22 protein-coding genes and 2 pseudogenes are annotated in these 23,735 nt (G+C 67.9%); 10 read left to right on the forward strand and 14 right to left on the reverse strand.

What is annotated here, in order from left to right; translation table 11 throughout:
- Position 1: 1 nt before the first annotated feature.
- Positions 2-478, reverse strand: a pseudogene (locus GLA29479_RS21905) (FAD-dependent monooxygenase); the annotation flags it as partial.
- A 294-nt stretch (positions 479-772) separates the two neighbouring features.
- Here GLA29479_RS21905 and GLA29479_RS21910 point away from each other — a divergent pair.
- From GLA29479_RS21910 to GLA29479_RS21920, 3 genes are read left to right on the forward strand one after another with little or no spacing between them, the layout of a single operon-like run.
- The gene (locus tag GLA29479_RS21910; RefSeq protein WP_057972847.1) at positions 773-1,366 is read left to right on the forward strand and encodes a hypothetical protein; all 594 of its coding nucleotides are present in this window, start codon (positions 773-775) and stop codon (positions 1,364-1,366) included.
- Positions 1,367-1,381: 15 nt separating this feature from the next.
- Positions 1,382-1,936: a cob(I)yrinic acid a,c-diamide adenosyltransferase gene (locus GLA29479_RS21915; RefSeq protein WP_057918959.1), complete on the forward strand. Its 555-nt coding sequence runs from the start codon at positions 1,382-1,384 to the stop codon at positions 1,934-1,936.
- A gap of 2 nt (positions 1,937-1,938) precedes the next feature.
- Positions 1,939-2,850 carry a histone deacetylase family protein gene (locus GLA29479_RS21920; RefSeq protein WP_057918960.1) on the forward strand — a complete coding sequence of 304 codons (912 nt, stop codon included), beginning with the start codon at positions 1,939-1,941 and terminating at the stop codon, positions 2,848-2,850.
- Positions 2,851-3,774: 924 nt separating this feature from the next.
- Here GLA29479_RS21920 and msrB read toward each other — a convergent pair.
- Positions 3,775-4,200, reverse strand: a complete 426-nt coding sequence (gene msrB, locus GLA29479_RS21925) for a peptide-methionine (R)-S-oxide reductase MsrB (protein ID WP_057972848.1) — start codon at positions 4,198-4,200, stop codon at positions 3,775-3,777.
- Positions 4,201-4,328: 128 nt separating this feature from the next.
- Between msrB and lptD the strand changes: the two genes are divergently transcribed.
- From lptD to GLA29479_RS21960, 7 genes and pseudogenes are all read left to right on the forward strand, one after another.
- Positions 4,329-6,875 (forward strand): LPS assembly protein LptD, encoded by a 2,547-nt coding sequence (gene lptD, locus GLA29479_RS21930; RefSeq protein WP_057918962.1) that lies wholly within the window; start codon positions 4,329-4,331, stop codon positions 6,873-6,875.
- Positions 6,872-8,251 carry a peptidylprolyl isomerase gene (locus GLA29479_RS21935; RefSeq protein ID WP_057918963.1) on the forward strand — a complete coding sequence of 460 codons (1,380 nt, stop codon included), beginning with the start codon at positions 6,872-6,874 and terminating at the stop codon, positions 8,249-8,251. Before lptD ends, GLA29479_RS21935 begins: the two co-directional genes overlap by 4 nt.
- Position 8,252: 1 nt before the next feature.
- Complete coding sequence (gene pdxA / locus GLA29479_RS21940; protein WP_057918964.1) at positions 8,253-9,245, forward strand: 4-hydroxythreonine-4-phosphate dehydrogenase PdxA; 993 nt, start codon at positions 8,253-8,255, stop codon at positions 9,243-9,245.
- Entirely contained in the window at positions 9,242-10,084 is an 843-nt protein-coding gene (gene rsmA / locus GLA29479_RS21945) for a 16S rRNA (adenine(1518)-N(6)/adenine(1519)-N(6))-dimethyltransferase RsmA (protein WP_057918965.1), read from the forward strand. The genes pdxA and rsmA overlap by 4 nt, the downstream gene beginning before the upstream one ends.
- Before the next feature lie 282 nt (positions 10,085-10,366).
- A complete protein-coding gene (gene apaG, locus GLA29479_RS21950; RefSeq protein ID WP_031373882.1) occupies positions 10,367-10,750 on the forward strand; it encodes a Co2+/Mg2+ efflux protein ApaG in 384 nt (127 codons plus the stop codon).
- Between the two features lie 13 nt (positions 10,751-10,763).
- A pseudogene (locus GLA29479_RS21955) lies at positions 10,764-11,699 on the forward strand (symmetrical bis(5'-nucleosyl)-tetraphosphatase); the annotation flags it as partial.
- Entirely contained in the window at positions 11,644-12,333 is a 690-nt protein-coding gene (locus GLA29479_RS21960; RefSeq protein WP_057972849.1) for a DUF1287 domain-containing protein, read from the forward strand. The pseudogene GLA29479_RS21955 and the gene GLA29479_RS21960, both read left to right, overlap by 56 nt.
- 145 nt (positions 12,334-12,478) lie before the next feature.
- On the opposite strand, the gene GLA29479_RS21965 is transcribed toward GLA29479_RS21960, so the two are convergent.
- The 12 genes from GLA29479_RS21965 to GLA29479_RS22020 all read right to left on the reverse strand — a co-directional run bounded on the left by GLA29479_RS21965 (position 12,479) and on the right by GLA29479_RS22020 (position 23,380).
- Positions 12,479-12,985 carry a dihydrofolate reductase gene (locus tag GLA29479_RS21965; protein ID WP_057972850.1) on the reverse strand — a complete coding sequence of 169 codons (507 nt, stop codon included), beginning with the start codon at positions 12,983-12,985 and terminating at the stop codon, positions 12,479-12,481.
- Between the two features lie 93 nt (positions 12,986-13,078).
- A complete protein-coding gene (locus GLA29479_RS21970; RefSeq protein ID WP_144436687.1) occupies positions 13,079-13,681 on the reverse strand; it encodes a YqhG/Tai3 family protein in 603 nt (200 codons plus the stop codon).
- Positions 13,682-13,777: 96 nt separating this feature from the next.
- A complete protein-coding gene (locus tag GLA29479_RS21975; RefSeq protein WP_057918968.1) occupies positions 13,778-14,572 on the reverse strand; it encodes a thymidylate synthase in 795 nt (264 codons plus the stop codon).
- A 4-nt stretch (positions 14,573-14,576) separates the two neighbouring features.
- Positions 14,577-15,470: a prolipoprotein diacylglyceryl transferase gene (gene lgt, locus GLA29479_RS21980; RefSeq protein WP_057972852.1), complete on the reverse strand. Its 894-nt coding sequence runs from the start codon at positions 15,468-15,470 to the stop codon at positions 14,577-14,579.
- Between the two features lie 199 nt (positions 15,471-15,669).
- A complete protein-coding gene (locus tag GLA29479_RS21985) occupies positions 15,670-16,161 on the reverse strand; it encodes a TPM domain-containing protein (protein ID WP_057918970.1) in 492 nt (163 codons plus the stop codon).
- Entirely contained in the window at positions 16,161-17,093 is a 933-nt protein-coding gene (locus GLA29479_RS21990) for a TPM domain-containing protein (protein ID WP_057972853.1), read from the reverse strand. Before GLA29479_RS21990 ends, GLA29479_RS21985 begins: the two co-directional genes overlap by 1 nt.
- Before the next feature lie 10 nt (positions 17,094-17,103).
- Positions 17,104-17,742 (reverse strand): LemA family protein, encoded by a 639-nt coding sequence (locus GLA29479_RS21995; RefSeq protein WP_211265011.1) that lies wholly within the window; start codon positions 17,740-17,742, stop codon positions 17,104-17,106.
- Positions 17,743-17,910: 168 nt separating this feature from the next.
- Complete coding sequence (locus GLA29479_RS22000) at positions 17,911-18,654, reverse strand: TerC family protein (RefSeq protein WP_057918973.1); 744 nt, start codon at positions 18,652-18,654, stop codon at positions 17,911-17,913.
- A gap of 144 nt (positions 18,655-18,798) precedes the next feature.
- Positions 18,799-19,194: a diacylglycerol kinase gene (locus GLA29479_RS22005; RefSeq protein WP_057918974.1), complete on the reverse strand. Its 396-nt coding sequence runs from the start codon at positions 19,192-19,194 to the stop codon at positions 18,799-18,801.
- Between the two features lie 952 nt (positions 19,195-20,146).
- Positions 20,147-21,352, reverse strand: coding sequence for a hypothetical protein (locus GLA29479_RS22010; RefSeq protein ID WP_057972855.1), 1,206 nt, complete (start codon positions 21,350-21,352; stop codon positions 20,147-20,149).
- Positions 21,353-21,437: 85 nt separating this feature from the next.
- The gene (locus GLA29479_RS22015) at positions 21,438-22,676 is read right to left on the reverse strand and encodes an ABC transporter permease (protein WP_057918977.1); all 1,239 of its coding nucleotides are present in this window, start codon (positions 22,674-22,676) and stop codon (positions 21,438-21,440) included.
- Positions 22,673-23,380, reverse strand: a complete 708-nt coding sequence (locus GLA29479_RS22020) for an ABC transporter ATP-binding protein (protein WP_057918978.1) — start codon at positions 23,378-23,380, stop codon at positions 22,673-22,675. Before GLA29479_RS22020 ends, GLA29479_RS22015 begins: the two co-directional genes overlap by 4 nt.
- Between the last annotated feature and the right edge of the window lie 355 nt (positions 23,381-23,735).

The following is a 23,735-nucleotide window of genomic DNA, read 5'->3' on the forward strand; positions in this document are numbered from 1 at the left end:
GCGCGCGCAGGACCCGTTCGCCGGCGCCGTCGGCGACGCGGATCGCGCGCCAGTCCGGGTCGCCGTCGGCGAGGCCGACGAAACGCACCGGGCGGTAGCGCTGCAGGCGCGGCAGCTCGGCCAGACGCGCTTCCAGCGCCTCGCCGAAATCGCGCGCGACCACGATGCGGCCGAATTCCTCGCGACCGTAGCGCTCGGCTTCGAGCACTGCGCGGCCGAAATCGCCGCGCCGGCTGATATGGATGCGGCGGATCGAGCCGGTCGGCGCGCGCAGCTTGGCCAGCACGCCGAGCGCGCTCAGCGCGTTGACGGTGGCTTCGGCGAAGCTCAGGTTGCGTTCGTCGAACACCGCCGGCAACGAACCCGGCGGTGCCGCCTCGACCAGGCCGACATCGAGGCCGAGCCGGTCCAGGGCGATGGCGAGACTGGCGCCGACCAGACCGCCACCGACGATCAGGACATCGTGGCTGGCGTGCACCGCCGACTCGGCCGGGGTGTGCGTGGCGGGGGCCGGCGTCGCTGCAGCCGGCGTCTGCCCGCCGGGGGTGTCTACGTCAGGATTCATGCGTTCATGATACGACCGCGCCCGCGGCGAGTCTGTCGGCCGCGGCCCGGATCCTGTGCGCGGAGCGGCCATCGTCGCGAAGGATCAAGCACTTAGCATCGGATTGGGCTGCGATCCGTTCACGGTGGACGGCAAACCGGCACTTTCGCCGCAGGTTCCTTAGAATGGCCGGATTGGCGCGCCAGTCCGGCGTCAGGAGCCAGAGTCATGAAGCCGAACACCCAACGCAGCCTCGTCCTGGCCTTGCTGGCCCTGTTGATGGTCGCCACCCGCGTCAATCACTGGACGCCGATCCCCGACGCCTCCTGGGCCGTGTTCTTCATCGGCGGCTTCTATCTGCGCCAGTGGACCCGCTGGGCCTTCCCGGCGCTGATGGCGCTGGCCGTGGCCGTTGACTACGCCGTGATCACCCGCCAGGGCATCAGCTTCTGGGATCACTACTGCGTCTCGGCGGCGTACTGGTTCCTGGTCCCGGCCTATTTCTCGATGTGGGCCGGCGGTCTGTGGGTCGCGCGCAACTACAAGCGCAGCTGGGGCACGCTCGGCCTGACCGTGGTCGCCCTGCTTGCCTCGACCGCGATCTGCCAACTGCTGAGCCAGGGCAGCTTCTATTGGCTGTCGGCTTCGGTCGCCGAGAAGACCGTCGCCGGCTGGGCCGCCAACTACTTCCAGTGGCTGCTGCCCTACCTGCAGACCACCGCCACCTATGTCGGCATCGCCGTCGTGGTCCAGGCCATCGCCGCGTCCGCGGTCAAGTCGAAGGCGTCGACGACGCACTCCGACGACGCCCGCAAGCTCTGACCGCGCGCGTCATCGATGGGCAACCGTCTCTCGAAAATCTACACGCGCACCGGCGACGACGGCAGCACCGGTCTTGGCGACGGCAGCCGCATCGCCAAGGACTCGGCCCGGGTCACCGCCTACGGCACGGTCGACGAAGCCAATTCGACGATCGGCCTGGTGCTCGCCAGCGAATTGCCGGACACGATCCGCGAACAGTTGGTGGCGATCCAGCATCAGATGTTCGACCTCGGCGGCGAGCTGTGCATCCCCGGCCATGCGGCGATCTTCGACGCCGACATCGACCGTCTCGAACAGTGGCTCGACGGCCATAACGACGAGCTGCCGCCGCTGAAGGATTTCATCCTGCCCGGCGGCGGCGAAGCCGCGGCGCGTTGCCACATCGCCCGCACCGTGGTGCGCCGCGCCGAGCGCGAGACCGTGAGCCTGGCGCGCCTGGACAGCGTGCGCCCGGAAGCGGTGCGCTATCTCAACCGCCTCTCCGACCTGCTGTTCGTGCTGGCCCGCGTGCTGGCGCGCGCGAGCGGGCACGGCGAAGTGCTTTGGAACCACGAGCGCCGCAAGGGCTAGCGATGCGCATCTACACGCATCCGGCCTGCACGCGCCACGACCCGGGTCCGGGTCATGCCGAGCGGCCGTTGCGTCTGGTCGCCGTCACCGAAGCCTTGCGCGAAGCCTATCCCTCGCTGGACTGGCACGAAGCGCCCGGCGCCAGCCGCGGCCAGTTGCTGCGCGCGCACGGCGACGCCCTGCTCGCGCTGATCCTCGATACCCAGCTCGACGGCCCGATGTCGCTCGACCCCGACACCGTGCTCGCGCCCGGCTCGGCCGAAGCCGCGCTGCGCGCCGCCGGCGCCGGCATCGCCGCGGTCGACACGGTGATCAAGGGCGAGGAGAAACGCGTGTTCTGCGCGGTGCGCCCGCCCGGCCACCACGCCACCGGCGATGCCGCGATGGGCTTTTGCCTGTTCAACAACATCGCCGTCGCCGCCGCCCATGCCTGCGACAAACACAATCTGGCGCGGGTGGCGGTGATCGATTTCGACGTCCACCACGGCAACGGCACCCAGGCGATCTTCGATACCGACCCGCGGGTGATGTACGTCAGCTCGCACCAGATGCCGCTGTACCCGGACACCGGCTACGCCCACGAACGCGGCGTCGGCAACATCATCAACGCACCGCTGCCGGCCGGCACCGGCAGCGAAGGTTTCCGCAAAGTCTGGCGCGAGCACCTGTTGCCGACCGTCGATTCGTTCCGTCCGCAGTTGCTGCTGATTTCCGCCGGCTTCGACGCCCACCGCCGCGACCCGCTGGCCCAGGTCGAGCTCGACGGCGAGGATTTCGCGTGGATCACCCGCGAACTGGTGGCCATCGCCGAGCGCCATGCGCTGGGGCGCGTGGTCTCGATGCTCGAAGGCGGCTACGACCTGGCCGCCCTGCGCGAGAGTGCGGTGGCGCATGTGGGCGCCTTGATGGAGTGAGGTGCCGGGCGCCTGGGGGTGCGGTCGTGAGGTCCTTTCGTGGTTTCGGTCCGTGGCCGTTATCCCAGCGCTTCGCGGCAAGTTGCGTCGCGAGGTCGCAGCAGCGCGGTCGCGGCTTGCGCCGCTCCTACCCAGAAGCAGTTTCGCAGTTGCCTTTGCCTTTGCCTTTGCCGTGAAAGCTTGGCGCAGTTCCGAACTTGCGATGCAAGCGTAGACCCGGAGGGCGGCGCACAGGACGTGCGCCGTTTTTCGATAAGACAGGGACGTCTTATCGGAAAATCCCGGCGCGGGCTGTGTGCTCGCAGGGGAGCTTCGTCAAGGAAAAGCATTTTTCTTTGGTGACTTTCTTTTGGGGCTTTGGCCAAAAGAAAGTTACCCGCACCCTTTAGGGGGCGGAAGCTTTGCACTTGCTTGTGGCTTGTGGCTTGTGGCTTCTTGCGAAGCAAGATCAAACGCCAAAAGCTTCCGCCACTAAAGCGGCGGGTTACTTTCTTTTGTCATAAGCAACAAAAGAAAGGTAACCAAAGAAAAATGCTTCTTTTTGAATCACAGGCCCGCACGAGCGATGCATCCGCGGGGATTTTTCATACGGGACATCCCTGTCCCGATGAAAAACGGCGCGCATCCCTGCGCGCCGCCCTCCGGGTCTTCGGTTACCTTCGCTAGTGCAAGGCGACGCACTGCAACAGCGACAGCGACAGCGACAGCGACAGCGACAGCCAAGCAGAGGATCGGACGCAACGGCATCCACGAACCGGATCGCACCCGGCCCGGGACTCACGGTCGCGGCTCACGCCGCTCCTACAGGGATGGTTCGCGGGGCTATGTTGCTCAAGCAGGCAGCCCCCCTCGGAGAAGCTGAGGTGAGTCGCGACCAGCGACCAGGCAGTCCCTGCCGAGAGTTGCCGCCCGCCGGACCAGACCTCAGCCCACCGGCTCCGCCTCGAACCCCAAGGCCGCCGAGTTGATGCAATAACGCAGTCCGGTCGGCCGCGGGCCGTCCGGGAATACGTGGCCCAGGTGCGATTGGCAGCGCGCGCATTTGACCTCGACCCGGCGCATTCCGTGACTCTCGTCGGCCACCTCGGCCACCGCTTCGGGCCGCAAGGCCTGCCAGTAGCTCGGCCAGCCGCTGCCGGAGTCGTACTTGGCCTGGGACGAGAACAGGGCCTCGCCGCAGGCGGCGCAGGTGTAGGTGCCGGCTTCCTTGTGGTTCCAGAAGCGCCCGGTGAAGGCCCGCTCGGTCGCCGAACAGCGGCAGACGGCGTATTGCTCCGGGGACAGCTGCTCGCGCCATTCAGCTTCGCTCTTCTCGACCGCTGCCGGGGGGTGACTGGGAAGCTGGCTCATGACTCCTCCGATGGGGCGCTCGCGTTCGGGGAAAATGAACGCCGATGCCGCTTAGATGGCGCCCGCGTTGCCCGCTTGCAAGGGATACGGCAAGCTAACGACCGTTTTTCCGTCCACCGGATGCTCGCGTGCGCAAACCCCTCCGCCTGCTCCCGTTGTCGCTGTGCATCGCCATCGCCCTGCCCGCTTATGCGGCGGACGACAACGAGAATTGGGGCCTGTGCCCGCTGATCGACGCCGTGCCGTCCTTCGACGACGCCCCGGCCCCGACCGGCACCGCCGAACAACGCGCCGAACAGCCGACCGATATCGACGGCGGCACCCTGCAACGGGCTGGCGCCGACCAAAACATCGTCGTCCAGGACAATGTGCGCTTGAGCCGCGGCGACCAGTTCCTGGGCACCGACAAGCTCAGCTACAACCAGGAATCCGGCAAGTACACGGCCGAGGGCCATGTCCGCTACCAGGATTCGAGCATGCGCCTGGTCGCCGAACGCGCCGAGGGCGACCAGAACGCCGACCAGCACCGCATCGACGACGTCGAGTACCAGTTGACCGCGCGCCGCGGCAACGGCGGCGCCGAGCGCATCGAGCTCAACGGCCCCAAGGGCGCCCTGCACGGTTCGACCTATTCGACCTGCGCGCCGAACCAGCGCTCCTGGGAGCTGCGCGCCCACCGCATCGACATCGACACCGCCGAAGGCATGGGCGTGGCGCGCAATGCCACCCTGCGCATCGGCAAGGTGCCGGTGCTGTACGTGCCGTGGTTCGTGTTCCCGGTCGACGACCGCCGCCGCACCGGCCTGCTGTATCCGAACATCGGCCTGTCGGGCAAGAACGGCTTCGACTGGCGCCAGCCGATCTACCTCAACCTGGCCCCGAACTACGACGCCACCCTGTATCCGCGCTACATGAGCAAGCGCGGCCTGGCCATGGGCGGCGAGTTCCGCTGGCTGTACGGCAGCGGTTCCGGCGAGGTCTCGGGCAACTGGATGCCGAACGACGACCTGGCCGGCAACGACCCGGGCCGCTACACCGACTACCGCCGCGACCCGCCGGTGCAGATCCCGCGCGACCGCATGCCGGAGAAGAACCGCGGCGAGTTCGCGCTGAAGACCACCCACCGCCTCGACGGCACCTGGTACGCCGCCGCCAACCTGGCCTGGGTCAGCGACAAGTACTACTTGCAGGACTTCAGCAACAGTCTGTACGGCCAGTCGGCGATCTCGCTGCGCAGCGAGGTCGGTCTGTACGGCCGCGGCCGTTACTGGGACGCAAGCCTGATCGCCGACCACAACCAGCTGGCCGACTTCACCCTGCAGGAGAATTCGCTGGCCTACGACCGCCTGCCGCGCGCGACCTTCCATTGGGCGCAGCCGTTCGGCAAGTGGATCGAGACCGGTGTCGACACCGAAGCGGTGCGTTTCCAGCACGAAGACGTCAAGTTCACTCCGGGCGATCCGAACGCCCCGATCGGCCTGCGCCGCGACATGCCCGGCGGCAGCCGTTTCGACGTCAAGCCCTACGTCAGCTTCCCGCTCGAGGGCGCGAGCTGGTTCATCCGCCCGAAACTGGCCTGGCGCTACACCGCCTATGAGCTGGAACGCGGCCTGGCCCAGCAGATGGCCGAGCAGCAGGCCGCGGCCTTCGTCGCCGCCAACCCGACGGTGCCCAACACGCCGGAGCTGGTGCGCAGCTTCTACGACAAGTCGCCGAGCCGCAGCCTGCCGATCACCTCGATCGACGCCGGCATGTACTTCGATCGCGAGACCGAGATCCGCGGCGACCACTACCTGCACACCCTGGAGCCGCGCGTCTTCTATCTGCGCGCGCCGTACCGCGACCAGGCTGGCATGCCGCTGTTCGACACCAATCCGATGTCGTTCAGCTGGGGCGCGCTGTTCCGCGACAACCGCTACACCGGCGCCGACCGCCAGACCGACGCCAACCAACTCACCACCGCCCTGACCACACGCCTGATCAGCCAGGACGACGGCCGCGAGCGGCTGGCGGCGAGCATCGGCCAGATCCAGTACTTCGACGACATCCGCGTGGTGGCCGGCGCCGAAACGCCGATCAAGCAGGGCAAGTCGGCCTGGGTCGCCGACGTCAGCGTGTCGCCGAGCGACCGCTGGACGATCAACGCGACCTACCAGTGGGACCCCAAGCTGCGCAGCGAGGATCTCGCCAGCCTGCGTGCGCGCTACCTGTTCGGCAACAACGGCGTGGTCAATTTCGGCTATCGCTACCGCCGCGACCTGTCGGTGTCGCCGACCGCGCCGAAGGACAGGCGCGACCTGTTCGAGCAGGCCGACTTCTCGTTCCTGTATCCGATCAACGACAACTGGAGCGTGGTCGGCCGCTACTACTACTCGATCAAGGACAAGCGCGCGCTCGAACAGATCGCCGGCGTGCAGTGGGAAAGCTGCTGCCTGGCGGTCCGCCTGATCGCCCGCCGCTACCAGCGCAACCGCTCCGAAGACCTCAACAGCTCGCTTCAGGTGGAGTTCGAGCTCAAGGGCCTAGGCTCCGCCGGCCAGAACACGGAGCGCGTTTTGCGCCGTGCTATTCTCGGCTATAACCGCGACGACCTGTATCTGGCGCCGCCGTCTCCCACGGTCAGCCGCCAAAATCGCGGCGACGACGCCGACTCGACTCTCGAACCGACCCTATGAACAAATTCTTCGCGAGCCCGCTCCTGGCGAGCCCGGTTTTGGCAAGTCTGCTGGCCGCCGGCCTGCTGTTCGGCGGGAACGTCCGGGCCCAGGATCTGCAGCCGATCGACCGCATCGCGGCCGTGGTCGACGAGGACGTGATCCTCAAGACCGAACTCGACCGCGCGATCGCCAACATCATGAATCAGTACGCCGGCCGCAGCGACCAGCTGCCGCCGCGCGACGTGCTTGAGCGCCAGGTGCTCGAGCGCCTGATCCTGCTCAAGATCCAGGTCGCCCAGGCCCAGGGCACCGGCGTGCGGGTGACCGATCAGGAAATCGATCAGGCCATCGCCGGCATCGCCAACTCCAACAAGATCAGCGTCGACCAACTGCGCCAGCAGCTGGCCCGCGATGGCAGTTCCTACAACGATTTCCGCAGCTCGATCCGCGACGAACTGCTGGTCCAGCGTCTGCGCCAGCGCTTCGCCCAGACCCGCATTTCGGTCAGCGACGCCGAGATCGACGCGGCCTTGGCCGCGCAGGCCAACACCGGCACCCAGTACCACCTGGCCCACATCCTGATCGCCCTGCCCGAAGGCGCCACGCCCGAGCAGATCGCGACCGCGCAGAAGAAGGTCGAGGGCGTTAAGACCCTGATCGACAAGGGCGAGATGGAATTCAACGCCGCCGCCGTGCGCTATTCCGACAGCCCCAACGCGCTGGAAGGCGGCGACCTGGGCTGGCGCAGCCTCGACGAAATCCCGGCCGCGTTCGGCGAGCTGATGCGCAAGATGAGCGCCGGCCAGGTCACCGACCCGATCCGCGGCCCGAGCGGCTTCCAGTTGCTCAAGCTGGTCGAAGTGCGCGACGCCTCGCAGTCCGGTCCCAAGCTGGTCACCCAGTTCCACGCTCGCCACATCCTGGTCCGTATCAGCGACACCGTCAGCGAAGCGCAGGCCAAGGCCAAGGCCGAGACCCTGCGCGCCCGCATCGCCGGCGGCGCCAAGTTCGAGGACGTGGTCAAGGAAAGCTCGGAAGACCTGACCTCGCAGACCAAGGGCGGCGACCTGGGTTGGTTCACCCAGGACGAGTTCGGCCCCGAGTTCGGCGGCGCCGTCGCGGCGCTGGCCGACAACGAAATCTCGCAGCCGATCCACAGCCAGGCCGGTTACCACATCGTCCAGCGCATCGGCAGCCGTCAGAGCGATGTCGCCGACCAGAGCAAGCGCGCCCAGGTCCAGGAGACCATCGGCCGTCGCAAGCTCGAGGAAGAATGGAACCGCTACCTGCGCGAGAAGCGCGGCGAAGCCTTCGTCGACTTCCGCGTCGGCAAGGGTGCCGAAGAGACCACCGCGCCGGCGGAACCGGCCAAGCCGGCCGCGTCCGGCGGCTGACGTGACCCTGCCCCGGCTCGCGCTGGTGCCGGGCGAGCCGGCCGGCGTCGGGCCGGAGCTCTGCCTGCGGCTGATCCAGCAGGCGCGCGACTACGACCTGGTCGCCTTCGCCGATGCGCGCAGCCTGCGCGCCGCCGCCGACGCGCTCGGCTTGCCCCTGACCCTGCTGCCGCCGGACCGCCCTTCGCGGGCTCCCGGCGAGCTGGCCCTGGTCGATCTCCCCAATGCGCTCGTCCCCGCCTTCGGCCAACCCGAGCCGCGCAACGCCGCGGCGGTGATCGGCGCGCTGCGCGCCGGCGCCGAGGGCTGCCTGCGCGGCGAGTTCGACGGCCTGGTCACCGGCCCGGTGCACAAGGCGGTCATCAACGAGGGCGGCATCGCCTACAGCGGCACCACCGAGCTGCTCGCCGAACAAGCCGGCTGCGAGGTGGTGATGCTGCTGGCCAACGACATCGTCCGGGTCGGCCTGGCCACCACCCACCTGCCGCTGCGCGCGGTCGCCGATGCGATCGAGCCGGTGGCGCTGACCCGCACCCTGCGCATCATCGATGCGGCGCTGCGCCGGGACTTCGGCATCGCCGAGCCGGTGATCGCCGTGCTCGGCCTCAACCCGCATGCGGGCGAGGCCGGCCACATGGGGCGCGAGGAGATCGAGGTCATCGAACCGGTCATGGCCGCGTTGCGCGCCCAGGGCCTGACCTTAGTCGGCCCGCTGCCGGCCGACACCGCCTTCCTGCCGGCCAAGCTGCGCGGTTTCGACGCGGTGCTGGCGATGTACCACGACCAGGGCCTGCCGGTGCTCAAGTACAGCGGCTTCGAGCGTGCCGTGAACATGACCCTGGGACTACCCTATCCGCGCGTCGCGGTCGATCATGGCACCGCGCTCGACCTCGCCGGCCGCGGCCTGGCCGATCCGTCCAGCCTGATCGCCGCCGCCGAAACCTGCGCGCGCATCGCGCGCACCCGCCGCAGCACGTCCGGAGGCACGCCATGACCGGCACGGCCAGATCGCACGCCAAGGGCTTCAAGCCCGAGGCCAAGAAACACTTGGGCCAGCACTTCCTGCACGACGGCGGCATCATCGCCATGATCGTGCAGGCGGTGGACCCCAAACCCGGCGACCACTTGGTCGAGATCGGCCCCGGCCAGGGTGCGATCACCTTCCCCTTGCTCGACCGCCACGGCGAGCTGACCGTGATCGAGTTCGACCGCGACCTGATCTTCCCGCTGACCGACGGCGCGCGCGCCCACGGCACCCTGGAAGTGATCCACCGCGATGTGCTGACCGTGGATTTCACCGCGCTGGCCAATGAGGACAAGATCCGCCTGGTCGGCAACCTGCCTTACAACCTGTCCTCGCCGATCCTGTTCCATGCCCTCGACCATGCCGCGGTGATCCGCGACATGCACTTCATGTTGCAGAAGGAAGTGGTCGACCGCATGGCCGCCGGCCCCGGCAGCAAGGTCTTCGGCCGTCTGAGCGTGATGCTGCAGGCCTACTGCCAAGTGATCGCCCTGTTCGACGTGCCCCCGGGCGCATTTCGTCCGCCGCCGAAGGTCGATTCGGCCGTGGTGCGGATGATTCCGCATGCGCCCGACAAGATCGGCATCGTCGACCACGCCCTGTTCGCGCGCGTGGTCCGAGACGCCTTCGGCCAGCGCCGCAAGACCCTGCGCAACGCGCTCTCGCAGGTCTGCGACGGCGCCGCGATCGAGGCCGCCGGGCTGCGCCCGGACGCGCGCGCCGAGCAGATCGAAGTCGCCGATTTCGTGCGCCTGGCCAATGCGCTCGCCGCCAGCGGCGCGGTCCTGGCCGAGCCCGGCAAGAGTTAGCGCCTGCGCCGCGGGCCTGCGTCCGCGGTGCGTTCGTACCGGGCGGTCGTGGCCGCGACGGCATCGCCCACGCACGCGATGCGCCCGTCGCGCAGCTGCCGCGGCCGAGCGCCGATGCAGGTTTTGTGCCGACTGCGGACCACGATCCGGCGGCGATTATCTCGGCTTTCGCGGCGTCCACGCGGGCCGCTCACCGATTATCACGACCGACGGTTTCCGGCCGAATGTCGTTATTTTCACGACTCATTCCCGCTTCATGCCCGCTTTGCTTAAACTGCCGCCATGGAACACCACCACGACTACGCTTTCGACATCGATGTGGCGACCCGCTACCTGGACGACCAGTCCGAGCCGGAGCAGGACCGCTACGTCTTTGCCTACACCATCCATATCCGCAACGCCGGCAAGATTCCCGCGCGCCTGATGTCGCGCCACTGGGTCATCACCGACGCGAACGGCAAGGTGCAGGAAGTGCGCGGCGAAGGCGTGGTGGGCGAACAACCGTGGTTGCGTCCGGGCGACGACTACGAGTACACCTCGGGCGCCGTGCTGGAAACCAGCCTGGGAACGATGGAAGGCAGTTACGCGATGGTGGCCGACGACGGCACCCGCTTCGACGCGCAGATTCCGCCGTTCACGCTCACCATCCCGCGCACCCTGCATTGAGCGCGGACCACGTATGAGCGTTTGGGCAATAGGCGACCTCCAGGGCTGTTACGACGCGACCCAGCGCTTGCTGGAACGGATCGCCTTCGATCCGGCGCGCGACACGCTGTGGTTCTGCGGCGATCTGGTCAACCGCGGCGGGCAGTCGCTGGAGACCCTGCGTCTGGTGCATTCGCTGCGCCAGAACAGCATCGTCGTACTCGGTAACCACGATCTGTCGCTGCTCGCCATCGGCGAGCGCACCGAGGAGGAGCAGCGCAAGGTCAACCCCGACCTGCAGCGCATCGTCCTGGCCGAGGACCGCAACGAACTGCTCGGCTGGCTGCGCATGCAGAAGCTGGTCCAGGTCGACCGCAAGCTCGGCTGGATGATGGTGCACGCCGGCCTGGCGCCGAAGTGGACCACGACCATGGCCGAGCGCCATGCGCGCGAGGTCGAAGAGCGCCTGCACGGCGATCAGTACCGGCGCCTGCTCAAGAACATGTACGGCGACCGCCCGGCCTGGAATCCCAAGCTGGCCGGCATCGACCGCCATCGCGCGATCATCAACATCTTCACCCGCCTGCGTTATTGCACGCCGCGCGGCCGCATCGCCTTCGAGGACAAGGGCAGCCCGGGCACCCAGCCGGTCGGTCTCTACCCCTGGTACGAAGTGCCGGGCCGCGCCGAGCGCGACCTCAAGATCGTCTGCGGACATTGGTCGACCCTCGGCCTTTTCATCGGCCATGGCGTGCACGCGATCGACACCGGCGCGGTCTGGGGCGGCAAGCTCACCGCGCTGCAGCTCGACACCGACGAGTTGCGACTGGTGCAGGTGCCCGGGCGCGACGTGCCGGCCAATCCGCCGCGCCCGCGTCCGCCGCGTCCGCCACAAGGGCAGCAGAAGTAAGCCGATGCGCCAGGGACGGTGGCGGCCACTGCTGAAGATCGCGGCCCTCGCCGTCGTCGCGGCCTGCGCCGCCTGTTCGCGCGCGCCGCAGCAACCTGCTTCATCGGGCGCGTCCCCTGCCGCGCAACCGGCGGCCTCATCGCGCGATGTCGCGGCGTCGCCGCCCTTAGTCGCCGCCGCGCGTACGCAGATCGGCGCGACCCGCCTCTACGACCCGGCCTATGTGCGTTTGTCTTACCCGGGCGGCGACGTCGCCGCCGATCGCGGGGTCTGCACCGACGTGGTGATCCGCGCCCTGCGCACGCAGGGTCTCGATCTGCAGCAAGCCGTGCACGAAGACATGCGCGCGAACTTCGCCGCCTATCCCTCGAACTGGCGCGCGAGCGCCACCGACCGCAACATCGATCATCGCCGCGTGCCGAACCTGCGCCGCTGGTTCGAGCGCCAGGCCTGGTCGCTGCCGGTCAGCGACCGCGCCGCCGACTATCGCCCCGGCGATCTGGTCACCTGGGACCTGGGCCGCGGCGTGCCGCACATCGGCATCGTCTCCGACCGCAAATCCTATCGGGGCCGGCCGCTGATCCTGCACAACATCGCCCGCGGCACCCAGGAAGACGACCTGCTGTTCGACTACACCATCACCGGCCACTACCGGCCGAAGCTGGATCGCGGCACCGCGAACGTGGCGCGCTGATGGCCGTCATCCCCGCGAAAGCGGGGATCCACCGGACTTATCCCTACAGAACCCGCACGACGCCCCCCTAAGTTTCAGCGCCGGGCCGAAAGCTTGTTCTCGCACGGACTCATCCCGGCAGAGCCCTCATGCAGGACTCAGCGACTCAATCCATCCCCAGCCGCAGGTAATCGAGGAACTCGAACGCGAACTCGTTGCGCTCGTCGGCCGCATGCGCTTCGCGCGCGACCACACGCCACTCGGCGGCGTCGAAGCGCGGGAAAAAGGCATCGGCGCCTTCGACTTCGGTATCGACCCGGGTCAGGTGCAGGCGCACCGCGGCGCCCAAACACAGCGCATAGACCTCGCCGCCGCCGATCACGCACAGCTCCTCGGCGCCATCGCCCTGCGCCAGTTCCAGCGCTTGCTCGACCGAGCCCACCGCTTCCATGCCGGCGAACGGCACCTCGCCCGAGCGGGTCAGCACCAGGTTGCGCCGGCCCGGCAAGGCACGTCCGAGCGACTGCGCGGTCTTGCGCCCCATCAGCAGCGGCTTGCCGAGGGTCAGCGCCTTGAAACGCTTGAGGTCGTCGGACAGACGCCATGGCAAGGCGTTGTCGCGGCCGATGGCATGCTTGCGGTCGAGGGCGGCGATCAACACCAACTGGGTCATGCGGTTCGGCTCCGGTAACGGCACGGCCACGCCTCGGCGTGGCATTTCATGAGAAGCGCGCGACCCACCCGCGGGCGATCGCGCGCAGGCAGTTCACGACTGCGAGCGCAGCAAATCCGACAAGCGACCGCGCTGGCCGAAGTCGAATTGCCCGCCATATTCGATGTCGTCGAGTTTCCATTGCCCGTCCTCGCGCAGCAGCAGCGCTCGGTCGGTCCAGCGGCTTTCCTCGGACATCGGTTCTTTGAGGCTCAATTCGACCTCGAAGCTTTCTCGATCCGGCCCCGACACCGTGCGCTTGCCGATCCGGTAGCCGGTCGGGCCTTCGTACACGGTCGAGAACAGATCGCCATCGACGAACGGCGGCTTCTCATCCGGATGCGCGGCGATCGCCGCATCGCGTTTGCGCGCAGCGTCTGCTATCAGCGCCAGCAGACGCTTGGACAGCAATGGGCGGTAGCGCTGCATCGTCTCCCCTTCGGGCAAGCCGCCGCTGCGGACATCGATATGAACACGATAGAACGCGTCGGCCACGGCTGCCGCGCCGTCGCTGCGGGCGGTATCGCCGGCCGCTGCCGGCGCGACGGTCGTGGCAGCCTGCCGCTGTCCGGCGCGCTCGCCGGTCGAGCCGCATGCGGTCGCAGCGAGCGCAGCCCACAGAGCCAAACACCAGCCCGCAATGGAAGGTCGCAGCATGATCTCTCCTACGGCGCCATCGGCGGCGCCGGAAGCGATCAGGCTAATCCGGCGCACGTTCAAACCGCGTCTAGCACAGTCGTGCGAGCCGCTCGCTCAGACCGCGACCGGCGCCTTGATCGCCGGCAGCGGGTCGTAGCCTTCGATGGCGATGTCGTCGTAGCTGAAGCCGAAGACGTCCTTGATTTCGGGATTGAGCTTCAACTTCGGCAATGCGCGCGGCGTGCGCGAGAGCTGTTCGCGCGCCTGATCGTAATGATTCGAGTACAGGTGCGCGTCGCCGAGGGTGTGGACGAAATCGCCGACGCCCAGGCCGCAGACCTGCGCGACCATGTGGGTCAGCAGCGCGTAGCTGGCGATGTTGAACGGCACGCCGAGAAAAATGTCGCCGCTGCGCTGGTACAGCTGGCAGCTGAGCTTGCCGTCGGCGACGTAGAACTGGAACAGCGCGTGGCAGGGCATCAAGGCCATCTGCGGCAGGTCGGCGACGTTCCAGGCGCTGACGATCAAACGGCGCGAATCGGGATTGCGCTTGATCTCGTCGACGACCCAACGGATCTGGTCGATCTCGACGCCTTCCGCGCCGGCCCAACGCCGCCATTGCTTGCCGTAGACCGGACCGAGTTCGCCCTCGGCATCGGCCCACTCGTCCCAGATGCTGACCTTGTGCTCCTTCAGGTAGGCGGTGTTGGTCTCGCCCTTGAGGAACCACAGCAGCTCATGGACGATCGAGCGCAGGTGCAGTTTCTTGGTGGTGACCAGCGGAAAGCCGGCGTTCAAATCGAAACGCAGTTGCCAGCCGAACACGCTGCGCGTGCCGGTACCGGTGCGGTCGGATTTCTCGGTGCCGTGTTCCAGCACGTGGCGAAGCAAGTCGAGATATTGCTGCATGGTCTCAGCCCTTCGCCGGTTCGGCCGCGAGCGGCTGCGGTTGCAGGGTCGGCGAGCGCGTCGACAGCCACAGCCAGAACAGGCCGAGCAGGATCAGCGGCACGCTCAACACCTGGCCCATGGTCAGCCAGCCGAACGCGAGGTAGCCGTGATCGCCGATCTGCGCATCGGGCACGCGCACGAACTCGACGAGGAAGCGGAAGCAGCCGTACAGCAGCGCGAACAGGCCGGACACCGCATAGCGCGGACGCGGCTTGCTCGAGAACCACCACAGCGCGACGAACATCACCAGGCCTTCGAGCAGCGCTTGATAGAGCTGCGAAGGATGACGGGCGAAACGGTCGAGACCGCCGCCGGCGAATTGGGTCTGCAACTGCTCGGCGGTCCAGCCGGCGAACTCCGGCGCGCGCGGGAAGATCACGCCCCAGCCGGCATCGGTGGTCTTGCCCCACAACTCGCCGCCGATGTAGTTGCCGAGGCGGCCGAAACCCAGGCCCGGCGGCACCAGCGGGGCGACGAAATCCATCACGTCGAAGAAATTCGTGCGTTGGCGGTGCGACCACCACAACGCCGCAGCCATCACCCCGAGCAAGCCGCCGTGAAAGCTCATGCCGCCTTCCCAGATGCGGAACAGCATCAAGGGGTCCTTGAGCAGTTCGGCGAAGTTGTAGAAGACCACGTAGCCGATGCGGCCGCCGAGGACCACGCCGAGCATGGCGTAGAACAGCAGATCGCCGTAGGCCTGCTCGCCGACGCCGGGCAGGCGCCCGGCCCGGATCCGGCGCCGTCCCAGCCACCAGGCGGTGACGAAACCGAGCAGATACATGATCCCGTACCAATGGACTTGCAGCGGGCCGAGAGAGATCGCGATCGGGTCGATCTGGTGCAGGATGGTCATGCGGCGTGACGATTCTTGAGGGACGATGACCGCCGTATTGTGCCCCACGCGGCCTGTACCAGGGGCGCCGCCGAGGCCCCGGAATCGGCACGGACACAGTGTTCCGGAAGCGATCCGGCCCATTGCGGCAAACTCGCGCATTGGCCCCGATCGGCATGGCCCGGCCGACCCTAGAGCCCGCCGATGCCGATTGGCCCGCTTACAGCAGGACCGGGCGGTCCGGCAATTCGTTGCCGTCGTCGAGCGCGCCGCGCTCGCGCGGGAACTGTTCGGCGACGATGTCCGACAAGGCGGCGATGCCGCCGAGCACCGCGGCCTCGGCGTCCCCGGCGCTCAAGGCCTGCTGGATATCGTCGCAGACCGCCTGCCAACGCTCATGGCCGACCCGCGAGGCATAACCGCGATCGGCGACGATCTCGATGCGATGGTCGGCCAACAGCAGATACAGCAGCACCCCGCTGTTGCCGGCGGTGTCCCAGACCCGCAGTTGGGCGAAGGCCTCCTGCGCCGCGGCGCGCGCGTCCTGGCCGGCGAACAGCTCGCGCAGCGGCAGGCGTTCTTCGACGGCGAAGCAGATCTGGCCGTGATGACGCGACTCGCTGGCCGCGATGGACGCGGCGATGCGCTGCAGGCTGGCTTCGGGAAACAACCGCCGCGCCGAAGGCGCACATAGATGACGGAGCCAACGCATCACCAACTCCCCGAGGCGCCGCCGCCTCCGCTGGAACCGCCGCCGCCCGACCAGCCGCCACCGCCTCCACCGCCGCTGCCTCCGCCCCAACCGCCGCCGCCGTAGCCGCCCCAGCCGCCGCTGCGGACGAACTGCCCGCCGCTGCCGCCGAGCAGGCCGACGAACAAACCGATCAGCGCGGTCAGGCCGACCAGCCACCAGGCCAGCGACAGCAACCAGGCGATGCCGCCGACGACCAGCCCGGAGGCCAGCCCGCGCACCAGTGCCGGCAGCCGGCCGAGCACGGCGCGCACGAACTGCCCGCCGAAGATCGCGATGAAGAAGGCGAGCACCCAGCCCTCCTCGCCGCCGTTCGTATCGCCCTGGGTCTGGCGCGCCATCGGCGGCGGCAGCGGTTCGCCGTCGATCAGCTTGACCAGCATGGCGGTCGCGTCGACCAGGCCGCCGGCGTAGTCGCCGCTGCGGAATTTCGGCGCGAGGTATTCCTGGATGATGCGGCCGGACTGGGCATCGGTGATCGCGCCCTCCAGGCCGTAGCCGACTTCGATGCGCACGCGGCGGTCGTCCTTGGCGACGACCAGCAGCACGCCGTCGTCGACCTCCTTGCGGCCGAGCTTGAACTGCTCGTAGGCGCGCACCGCATACGAATCGATGTCCTCCGGCGCGGTGCTCGCCACCACCAACACCTGCAACTGGCTGCCTTTGCGCTGTTGCAGCGCACGCGCCTGTGCTTCCAGCTGCGAACGGGTGGCGGCGTCGAGCGTGCCGGTGGTGTCGACCACCGGCGAGGTCATCGCCGGGATCGGGGCGAAGGTCTGCGCCCACACCGGCAACGCGGCGAACGCCAACAGCACGACGCTCAGGCAGACGGCGACCCAGGCGACGGGCGTGCCGTAGCCGGACCCGCGCGTGCCTGCGGGGAACGCCGCCATCGCGGGGCGATCAGCCCTGCGCCGGAGCGGGCTGGGTCGCGGCAGGCGGCGTGCTGGCCGGCGCTGCGGGCGCCGGCTGACCGAAATCGACCTTCGGCGCTTCCTGGATCTCGGCGGGGTTCTCGACGGCGAAGTTGGGCTTGGTCGAGTAGCCGAACAGCTTCGCGGTGAGGTTGGTCGGGAACTGCCGGATGTAGGTGTTGTAGTCCTGGACCGCGCCGATGTAACGCTGGCGCTCGACCGTGATCCGGTTCTCGGTGCCTTCGAGCTGGGTCTGCAGGCTCAGGAAGCCCTGGTCGGCCTTGAGCTGCGGGTAGTTCTCGCTGACCACCAGCAAGCGCCCGATCGCCCCGCGCAACTCGCCCTGGGCCTGCTCGAACTGCTTGAGCGACTCGGGATTGTTGGCGTCGACGTTGATGCTGCCGACCTTGGCGCGCGCCTCGGTGACCTGGGTCAGCACCTGCTGCTCGTGGCTGGCGTAGCCCTTCACCGTCGCCACCAGGTTCGGCACCAGGTCGGCGCGGCGCTTGTAGACGTTGAGCACCTGCGACCAGGCCGCGGTGACCGCCTCGTCCTTTTGCTGGATGGTGTTGTAGCCGCAGCCGCTGAGCAGCGCGGTCAGCGCAAGCACGATCAAGGCTCGGAACATGGCGCGACTCCTACTGGGTGACGGCCGCATTCCAGCACCGGCCGCCAGCCGGCGCAATGGACGCGGTGTGACGACGCCGGCCTGCGCGGGGCACTATAAGCACGGCCGCAAACAAGAAGGGCCGGCAATCGCTTGCCGGCCCTCCCGTCGATCGCTGCGGTCAGACGCTTATTCGGCGCTGAGGCGCTGGTTGGCGCGCTTCTTCGCCCACAGGTTCAAGCATTCGACCAGGGCCGAGAAGCCCATCGCGCCGTAGATGTAGCCCTTCGGGATATGCACTTCCAGGCCGTCGGCGATCAGATATACGCCGACCAGGACGATGAAGGCCAGCGCCAGCATCTTGATGGTCGGGTTGTGGTCGATGAAGTAGCCCAGCGGCTTGGACGCCAGCAGCATCACCGCCACGGCGAGCAGGATCGCGGCGACCATGACCGGGGTGTGGTTGGCCATGCCGACCGCCGCGATCACCGAGTCCAGCGAGAACACGATGTCGATGACCGCGATCTGGGCGATGACCGCCATGAACGAGGCCGCCGGCTTGGTGTGCACGTCTTCGGATTCGTCCTCGCCGACGATCAGGTCCTTGACCTCCATCGAGCCCTTCACCAACAAGAAGGCGCCGCCGAGGATCAGCACCAGGTCGCGCACCGAAATGCCCTGGCCGAATACGGTGAACAAATCGCTCGTCAGGCCGGCCAGCCAGGCCAGGGTCAGCAGCAGCGCGATACGCGAGATGCAGGCCACCGCGATGCCGAACTTGCGCGCCTTCTCGCGGCTCTCGTAAGGCAGCTTGCTCACCGCGATCGAGATGAAGACGAGGTTGTCGATGCCCAGCACGATTTCGATCGCGCTCAGGGTGATCAGGGTGATCCAGACTTGCGGATCGGTCAGCAGTTCAATCACGTGCGGCATACCTCAAGATGTCGATAACGAAGAAACCCGCGGACCGGATCCGCAGACGGCGCGCCGCGGGGCGTGCCGGTGGGCCGCCGTGGCGGCCCGGTGTAAGCCAGGCAATGAAGCCGGCCGGATGGCGTGGGCGGCCCGCAGGCGCGCTCAGCCCATCAAATGGGTCCACAGCCGGGGGCCGAGAATCGCCGCCCAGGTCAGCAGCACGTTCATCAGCAGCACGAACACCGCCGCCGAGCCCATGTCCTTGGCGCGTCCGGCCAGTTCGTGGAACTCCGGGCCGTAACGTTCGATGACCGCCTCGACCGCGGAGTTGAGCAATTCCACGCTCAGCACCAGCAGGATCGAACCGATCAGCAGCACCCGCTCGACCCCGCTTTCGCCGAACCACCAACCCACCGGCGCAAGGGCCAGGAACAGGTAGACCTCGAGCCTGAACGAGGACTCGTGCAGCCAGGCCGCGCGCAGGCCCTGGAACGACCAGGTCGCCGCTTTCAGGATGCGTCCGGGACCGCGCGGCAGATGCCCGTATTCGTCAGCCATGGAGGCGGACTCCCTGCGCCGAGAGGATCGCGGCACTGCGACGGAGGCACTCGGGCGGAGACGGCTCGAAGGTCGGCATGGACGCGGGTCTCGATCGTGCGGGGCCGGGACAGGCCGGGCGCGGCCGACGGCCGCTACAGGGCGGGGATTTTGCCACAAGCCCGGCAGGGGCGCCCTGACGGCAGGCGGCCGGATCTCGGTTTTGGAGGCCGGAAGGGGCTTGGGGTGGCTGTGCTTGGGTGGGCTGAAGGGGCGTCGGTCGAGGAGGCGTGGGGTTCGTGGGGTTCGTGGGGTTCGTGGGGTTCGTGGGGTTCGTGGGGTTCGTGGGGTCCGATGAGATTCGGGTGAGCGGCCGCGAGATCGCGCGTGCCGGGGTTTGGGCTTCGACCGTGAGGAGGAAGGCGGCGCCCCCTCCCCTGTAGGAGCGAGGTGAGTCGCGACCGCGGGATACAGAGACAACAGCGCCGAGGCTCTTTATCGAAGCGATGATCTCTCGCGGGGGTAGGAGCGGCGCGAGCCGCGACCGCGTCTTTTCAGTTTCGCGACGTATCGCTCAAGCAAGATCAGGATCAAACGCCAAAAGCTTCCGCCACTAAAGCGGCGGGTTACTTTCTTTTGTCATAAGCAACAAAAGAAAGGTAACCAAAGAAAAATGCTCTTCTTTGAGTCACAGGCCCGCACGTTCGTTGCCGACGCAGGGATCTACATACGGGACATCCCTGTCCCGATGAAAAACGGCGCGCATCCCTGCGCGCCGCCCTCCGGGTCTTCGATTGCCTTCGCTAGTACGAGAGTGTGCACAGCGACAGCCGCAGCCGCAGCCGAGCCAAAACCGGCAGCCTTCAAAGAGATGGACGCCAACTTGAAGCTACGAGTCGCGGCTCACGCCGCTCCTACAAAGGACGCCAGCCAACATCCAGACGAGAGCTCACCGCCAAGAACTCCACCACTCCTATCGCGGGGAGTTCGCCACCGCCACATCGCGCTGCCAATAGCCGCGCAACTGCTCGCGTTGCCGCGGGCTCAGACCGTCGGTGCAGGCCTCCAGCAACTCGTTCGCAACGGCCGCATCGCCGGCCGCCTGGGATTCGCGCGCGGCTTCCAGCAAGGCACGCCGGCGTACGTCGAGGTTGCCGAACGGGTCGAACCAGGAATCCACGCGCGCGGTGTCCTTAACCCCTGTCCAGGCGAAACGCGCATCGCCCGCGTCGGCGGCGATGGCGCGGTAGCGGGCGATGGCGTCGCCGCGCTCGATCCGGCCTTGCAGCAGATCCAAGCGAACCCGGAACAGCCGCGCCTGCGGCGTCGCGCCGTCGGCTTCCAGCGCCGCCACCGCGCGGCCGACGTAGCCGTAGTCGACCGGCCCGGTCTGCGATTGCAGGCCGAGCAAATTGAAACTCGCGATCGCCGTGCGGTACTCGCTGCGGTCGTGCGCCGCAATGTCCTTCGCATCGGGGCGGCCCAGCGACGACGGCTGTACCAGGCGTACGCCGGGATCGTCCTTGAGGATGGCCTCGATGTCGTGCTTGTGGAATTCACCCACGACCACCACCACGGTGCCGCCGGGATGCGCACGCGCCGCGGCGGCGATGCGCTGCGCCTGCAGATAGGTGCGGTAGAGATAGAGTCGACGCGGCAGATCGTTCTTGGCGCGGGCGGCCGGCGTGGTCGCCCAGTTCGCCACCTTGTGCAGCTTGGCCGGGTCGTCGGCATGGAAGAAGTCGCGCGTCGACGCTTCCTGGCCGAAGGCGAGAAAGCCCATGAAGCCCTTGACCGGACGCAGTTCCGGCGGCGCATCCAGGCTGATGCCGAAGCCCAGCCGCTGGTCCTCCGCCGGCGGTTCCCAGTCGATCGGACACACCTCGATCCCGTGCCGGCGCGCGAACGGCACCGCCACGTCCTGCGCCTCGTAGGTGAACTCGTAGAAATCGCCGCGCGCGAATGCTTCCGGCGCACGCTCGATGCAGATCGCATCGGGCTTGGCGCGAGCGAGGAACGCGTCCAGCAGTGCCGGCTGGTCGCGCTCGGACACCAATTGCGCCGCGTGGTCGACGCCCAGGACGATCACCGTCGCCGGCGTCGCCCCGGCCTGCGCCGTCTGCGCAGCGAATGCCTGCGACGGCAACAGCAACAGCACCGCCAGCCACCACTTGCTCATGTCCGCTCCGCTCAGATCCGACGACCCGGCCACGCTGTCACGGCACGGCGGCGCGCGCCCGTGCCGTTGGTCGCGGTCGGTCGCGCTACTGCTGGCGCAAGGCCTCGATCGGATCGAGCTGCGAGGCCTTGCGCGCGGGGTAATAGCCGAAGAACAGGCCGGTCGCGATCGAGAAGCCCGCCGCCAGGGCGATGATCTGCCCGTTCAAGGCGATCGGCAGGGCGCCGAATTTGCCGACCAGGATCGTCCCGACCACGCCGATCGCGATGCCCAGCGCGCCGCCGATCAGCGAGATCAGCATCGCCTCGGCCAGGAACTGGCGCTGGATGTCGCTCGGGCCGGCGCCGACCGCCATGCGCAGGCCGATCTCGCGGATACGCTCGGTCACCGACACCAGCATGATGTTCATGATGCCGATGCCGCCGACGATCAACGAAATCGTCGCCACCGCGCCGAGCAGCAGGGACATCAATCGCGTGGTCTGGGTGCGGGTGGCGACCACCTCGGCGATGTTGCGCACGCTGAAGTCGTCGTCGCCGCCGGGCTGGATCTTATGGCGCTGGCGCAGCAGGCCTTCGATTTCCTCCTGCGCATAGGCCACGTCCTCGGCGCGGCCGACGCCGACCGCGATCTGCATCACCGCGCCGGTCGGCAGGCCCATCGCGCCGAGCAGGCGGCGACGCCCGGTTTCCAGCGGCACCAGCACCACGTCGTCCTGGTCCTGGCCGAAACCGCCCTGCCCCTTCGGCTTCAGCGTGCCGACCACAGTGAACGGCACCCGCCCGAGGCGCACGGTCTGGCCGATCGCGTCCTCGTCGCCGAACAGTTCACGCCGCACCGTCTCGCCGAGAATCACCGACTTGGCGCCGCTGCCGTAGTCGCGCGCCTCGAAGCTGGCGCCGGAAGCGATGGTCCAGCCATTGATATCGAAGAAATCCGCCTGCACGCCCTGCCACTGCGTCGACCAGTTGTTTTCGGCATAGACCGCCTGAGTACCGCCGCGCAACGAAGCGGCGACGTACTGCACTTCGGAAATTTCGTTGCGGATCGCCTCGCCGTCGGCCTCGGTCAGGGTGAAGAAACTCGATGCGCTCAGACGCACGCCGCCGGTGCCGCGCCCGCCGCCGCCCGAGCTGATGTCGAGCCGGTTCGAACCCAGCCCCGAAACCAGTTTGTCGATTTCCGATTGCGTGCCCTGGCCGACCGAAACCATCACGATCACTGCGGCGATGCCGATGATCACGCCGAGCGAGGTCAGCGCACTGCGCAACCAATTACCTCGCAGGGCGAAGATGGCGGTGCGCAAGACTTCCATGAAATTCATGCGCCGGCCTCCTGCACGTGCAGCTCGCCGTCGCGCATGACGAAGGTGCGGTCGGCGTGCGCGGCCACGTCGGGGTCGTGGGTGATCAGCACGACGGTATGGTCCTCGGCCTGCAGACGCTTGAACAGGGCGAGGATCTCCTCGCCGGTGCGGGTGTCGAGCGCGCCGGTGGGTTCGTCGGCGAGCAGGATCGGCGGCCGGTTGATCAAGGCGCGCGCGATCGCCACGCGCTGCTGCTGGCCGCCGGACAATTCGCTCGGCCGATGGCCGGCGCGGCCACTGAGGCCGACCGCATCCAGCGCCTCCTGGGCGCGGCGCAGGCGCTCGTCGCGCGGCACGTTGGCATAGCCCATCGGCATCGCCACGTTCTCCAGCGCGCTCATGCGCGACAGCAGGTTGAAGCCCTGGAACACGAAGCCGATCTTGTCGCGGCGCAGGATCGCGCGCTCTTCGGCGTCGAGACTGGCCACGTCGATGCCGTCGCACAGATACACGCCGCTGGTCGGCGTGTCGAGGCAACCGATCAGATTCATCAACGTCGACTTGCCCGAACCCGAGGGCCCCATGATCGCGACGAACTCGCCGCGCGCGATCGACATTTCGACGCCGTGCAGGGCGATCACCTCAGCTTCGGTGCCCGGTGAATAGACCTTGCCGAGCGCGCGGGTCTCGATGACCGCGGTGGCGTCAGCGGCATCGCTCATTTCGTGCCGCGCCCGCTGCCGACCACGATCTCGTCGCCTTCCTGGATGTTGCCCGAAACCTCGGTCCAGCTGCCGTCGCTGGCGCCGACGCGGACCACGATCTGTTCCGGCTCGCCCTTGACCAGCTTGTACAACGGCACGCGGCGCGCGGTGACGAGGTTAGCGATCTCGGCATCCCATTGCTTGCGCTGGGCGTCGTTGAGCAGGGAGCGGAACGAGCCGAACTGCTGGTTGAAACGTTCCTGCATGCGCTGGCGCGCCACGCCGGAGACGGCCCCGCCGCTGCGGTTGCCGCGGTTGTTGTTGCCGCCGCCACCGCCGCCCGGGCCGCGTCCGCCGCCGATGATGATCGGCG

Source organism: Lysobacter antibioticus, from assembly GCF_001442535.1.
GTDB classification, from domain to species: Bacteria; Pseudomonadota; Gammaproteobacteria; order Xanthomonadales; family Xanthomonadaceae; genus Lysobacter; species Lysobacter antibioticus.

What these genes read in the sequence shown, in the direction of transcription:
- GLA29479_RS21910 (WP_057972847.1), top strand. Translation starts at nt 773, where the DNA reads ATGAAGCCGAACACCCAACGCAGCCTCGTCCTGGCCTTGCTGGCCCTG.
- GLA29479_RS21915 (WP_057918959.1), top strand. Translation starts at nt 1,382, where the DNA reads ATGGGCAACCGTCTCTCGAAAATCTACACGCGCACCGGCGACGACGGC.
- GLA29479_RS21920 (WP_057918960.1), top strand. Translation starts at nt 1,939, where the DNA reads ATGCGCATCTACACGCATCCGGCCTGCACGCGCCACGACCCGGGTCCG.
- msrB (WP_057972848.1), bottom strand. Translation starts at nt 4,200, where the DNA reads ATGAGCCAGCTTCCCAGTCACCCCCCGGCAGCGGTCGAGAAGAGCGAA.
- GLA29479_RS21935 (WP_057918963.1), top strand. Translation starts at nt 6,872, where the DNA reads ATGAACAAATTCTTCGCGAGCCCGCTCCTGGCGAGCCCGGTTTTGGCA.
- rsmA (WP_057918965.1), top strand. Translation starts at nt 9,242, where the DNA reads ATGACCGGCACGGCCAGATCGCACGCCAAGGGCTTCAAGCCCGAGGCC.
- apaG (WP_031373882.1), top strand. Translation starts at nt 10,367, where the DNA reads ATGGAACACCACCACGACTACGCTTTCGACATCGATGTGGCGACCCGC.
- GLA29479_RS21960 (WP_057972849.1), top strand. Translation starts at nt 11,644, where the DNA reads ATGCGCCAGGGACGGTGGCGGCCACTGCTGAAGATCGCGGCCCTCGCC.
- GLA29479_RS21965 (WP_057972850.1), bottom strand. Translation starts at nt 12,985, where the DNA reads ATGACCCAGTTGGTGTTGATCGCCGCCCTCGACCGCAAGCATGCCATC.
- GLA29479_RS21970 (WP_144436687.1), bottom strand. Translation starts at nt 13,681, where the DNA reads ATGCTGCGACCTTCCATTGCGGGCTGGTGTTTGGCTCTGTGGGCTGCG.
- GLA29479_RS21975 (WP_057918968.1), bottom strand. Translation starts at nt 14,572, where the DNA reads ATGCAGCAATATCTCGACTTGCTTCGCCACGTGCTGGAACACGGCACC.
- lgt (WP_057972852.1), bottom strand. Translation starts at nt 15,470, where the DNA reads ATGACCATCCTGCACCAGATCGACCCGATCGCGATCTCTCTCGGCCCG.
- GLA29479_RS21985 (WP_057918970.1), bottom strand. Translation starts at nt 16,161, where the DNA reads ATGCGTTGGCTCCGTCATCTATGTGCGCCTTCGGCGCGGCGGTTGTTT.
- GLA29479_RS21990 (WP_057972853.1), bottom strand. Translation starts at nt 17,093, where the DNA reads ATGGCGGCGTTCCCCGCAGGCACGCGCGGGTCCGGCTACGGCACGCCC.
- GLA29479_RS21995 (WP_211265011.1), bottom strand. Translation starts at nt 17,742, where the DNA reads ATGTTCCGAGCCTTGATCGTGCTTGCGCTGACCGCGCTGCTCAGCGGC.
- GLA29479_RS22000 (WP_057918973.1), bottom strand. Translation starts at nt 18,654, where the DNA reads ATGCCGCACGTGATTGAACTGCTGACCGATCCGCAAGTCTGGATCACC.
- GLA29479_RS22005 (WP_057918974.1), bottom strand. Translation starts at nt 19,194, where the DNA reads ATGGCTGACGAATACGGGCATCTGCCGCGCGGTCCCGGACGCATCCTG.
- GLA29479_RS22010 (WP_057972855.1), bottom strand. Translation starts at nt 21,352, where the DNA reads ATGAGCAAGTGGTGGCTGGCGGTGCTGTTGCTGTTGCCGTCGCAGGCA.
- GLA29479_RS22015 (WP_057918977.1), bottom strand. Translation starts at nt 22,676, where the DNA reads ATGAATTTCATGGAAGTCTTGCGCACCGCCATCTTCGCCCTGCGAGGT.
- GLA29479_RS22020 (WP_057918978.1), bottom strand. Translation starts at nt 23,380, where the DNA reads ATGAGCGATGCCGCTGACGCCACCGCGGTCATCGAGACCCGCGCGCTC.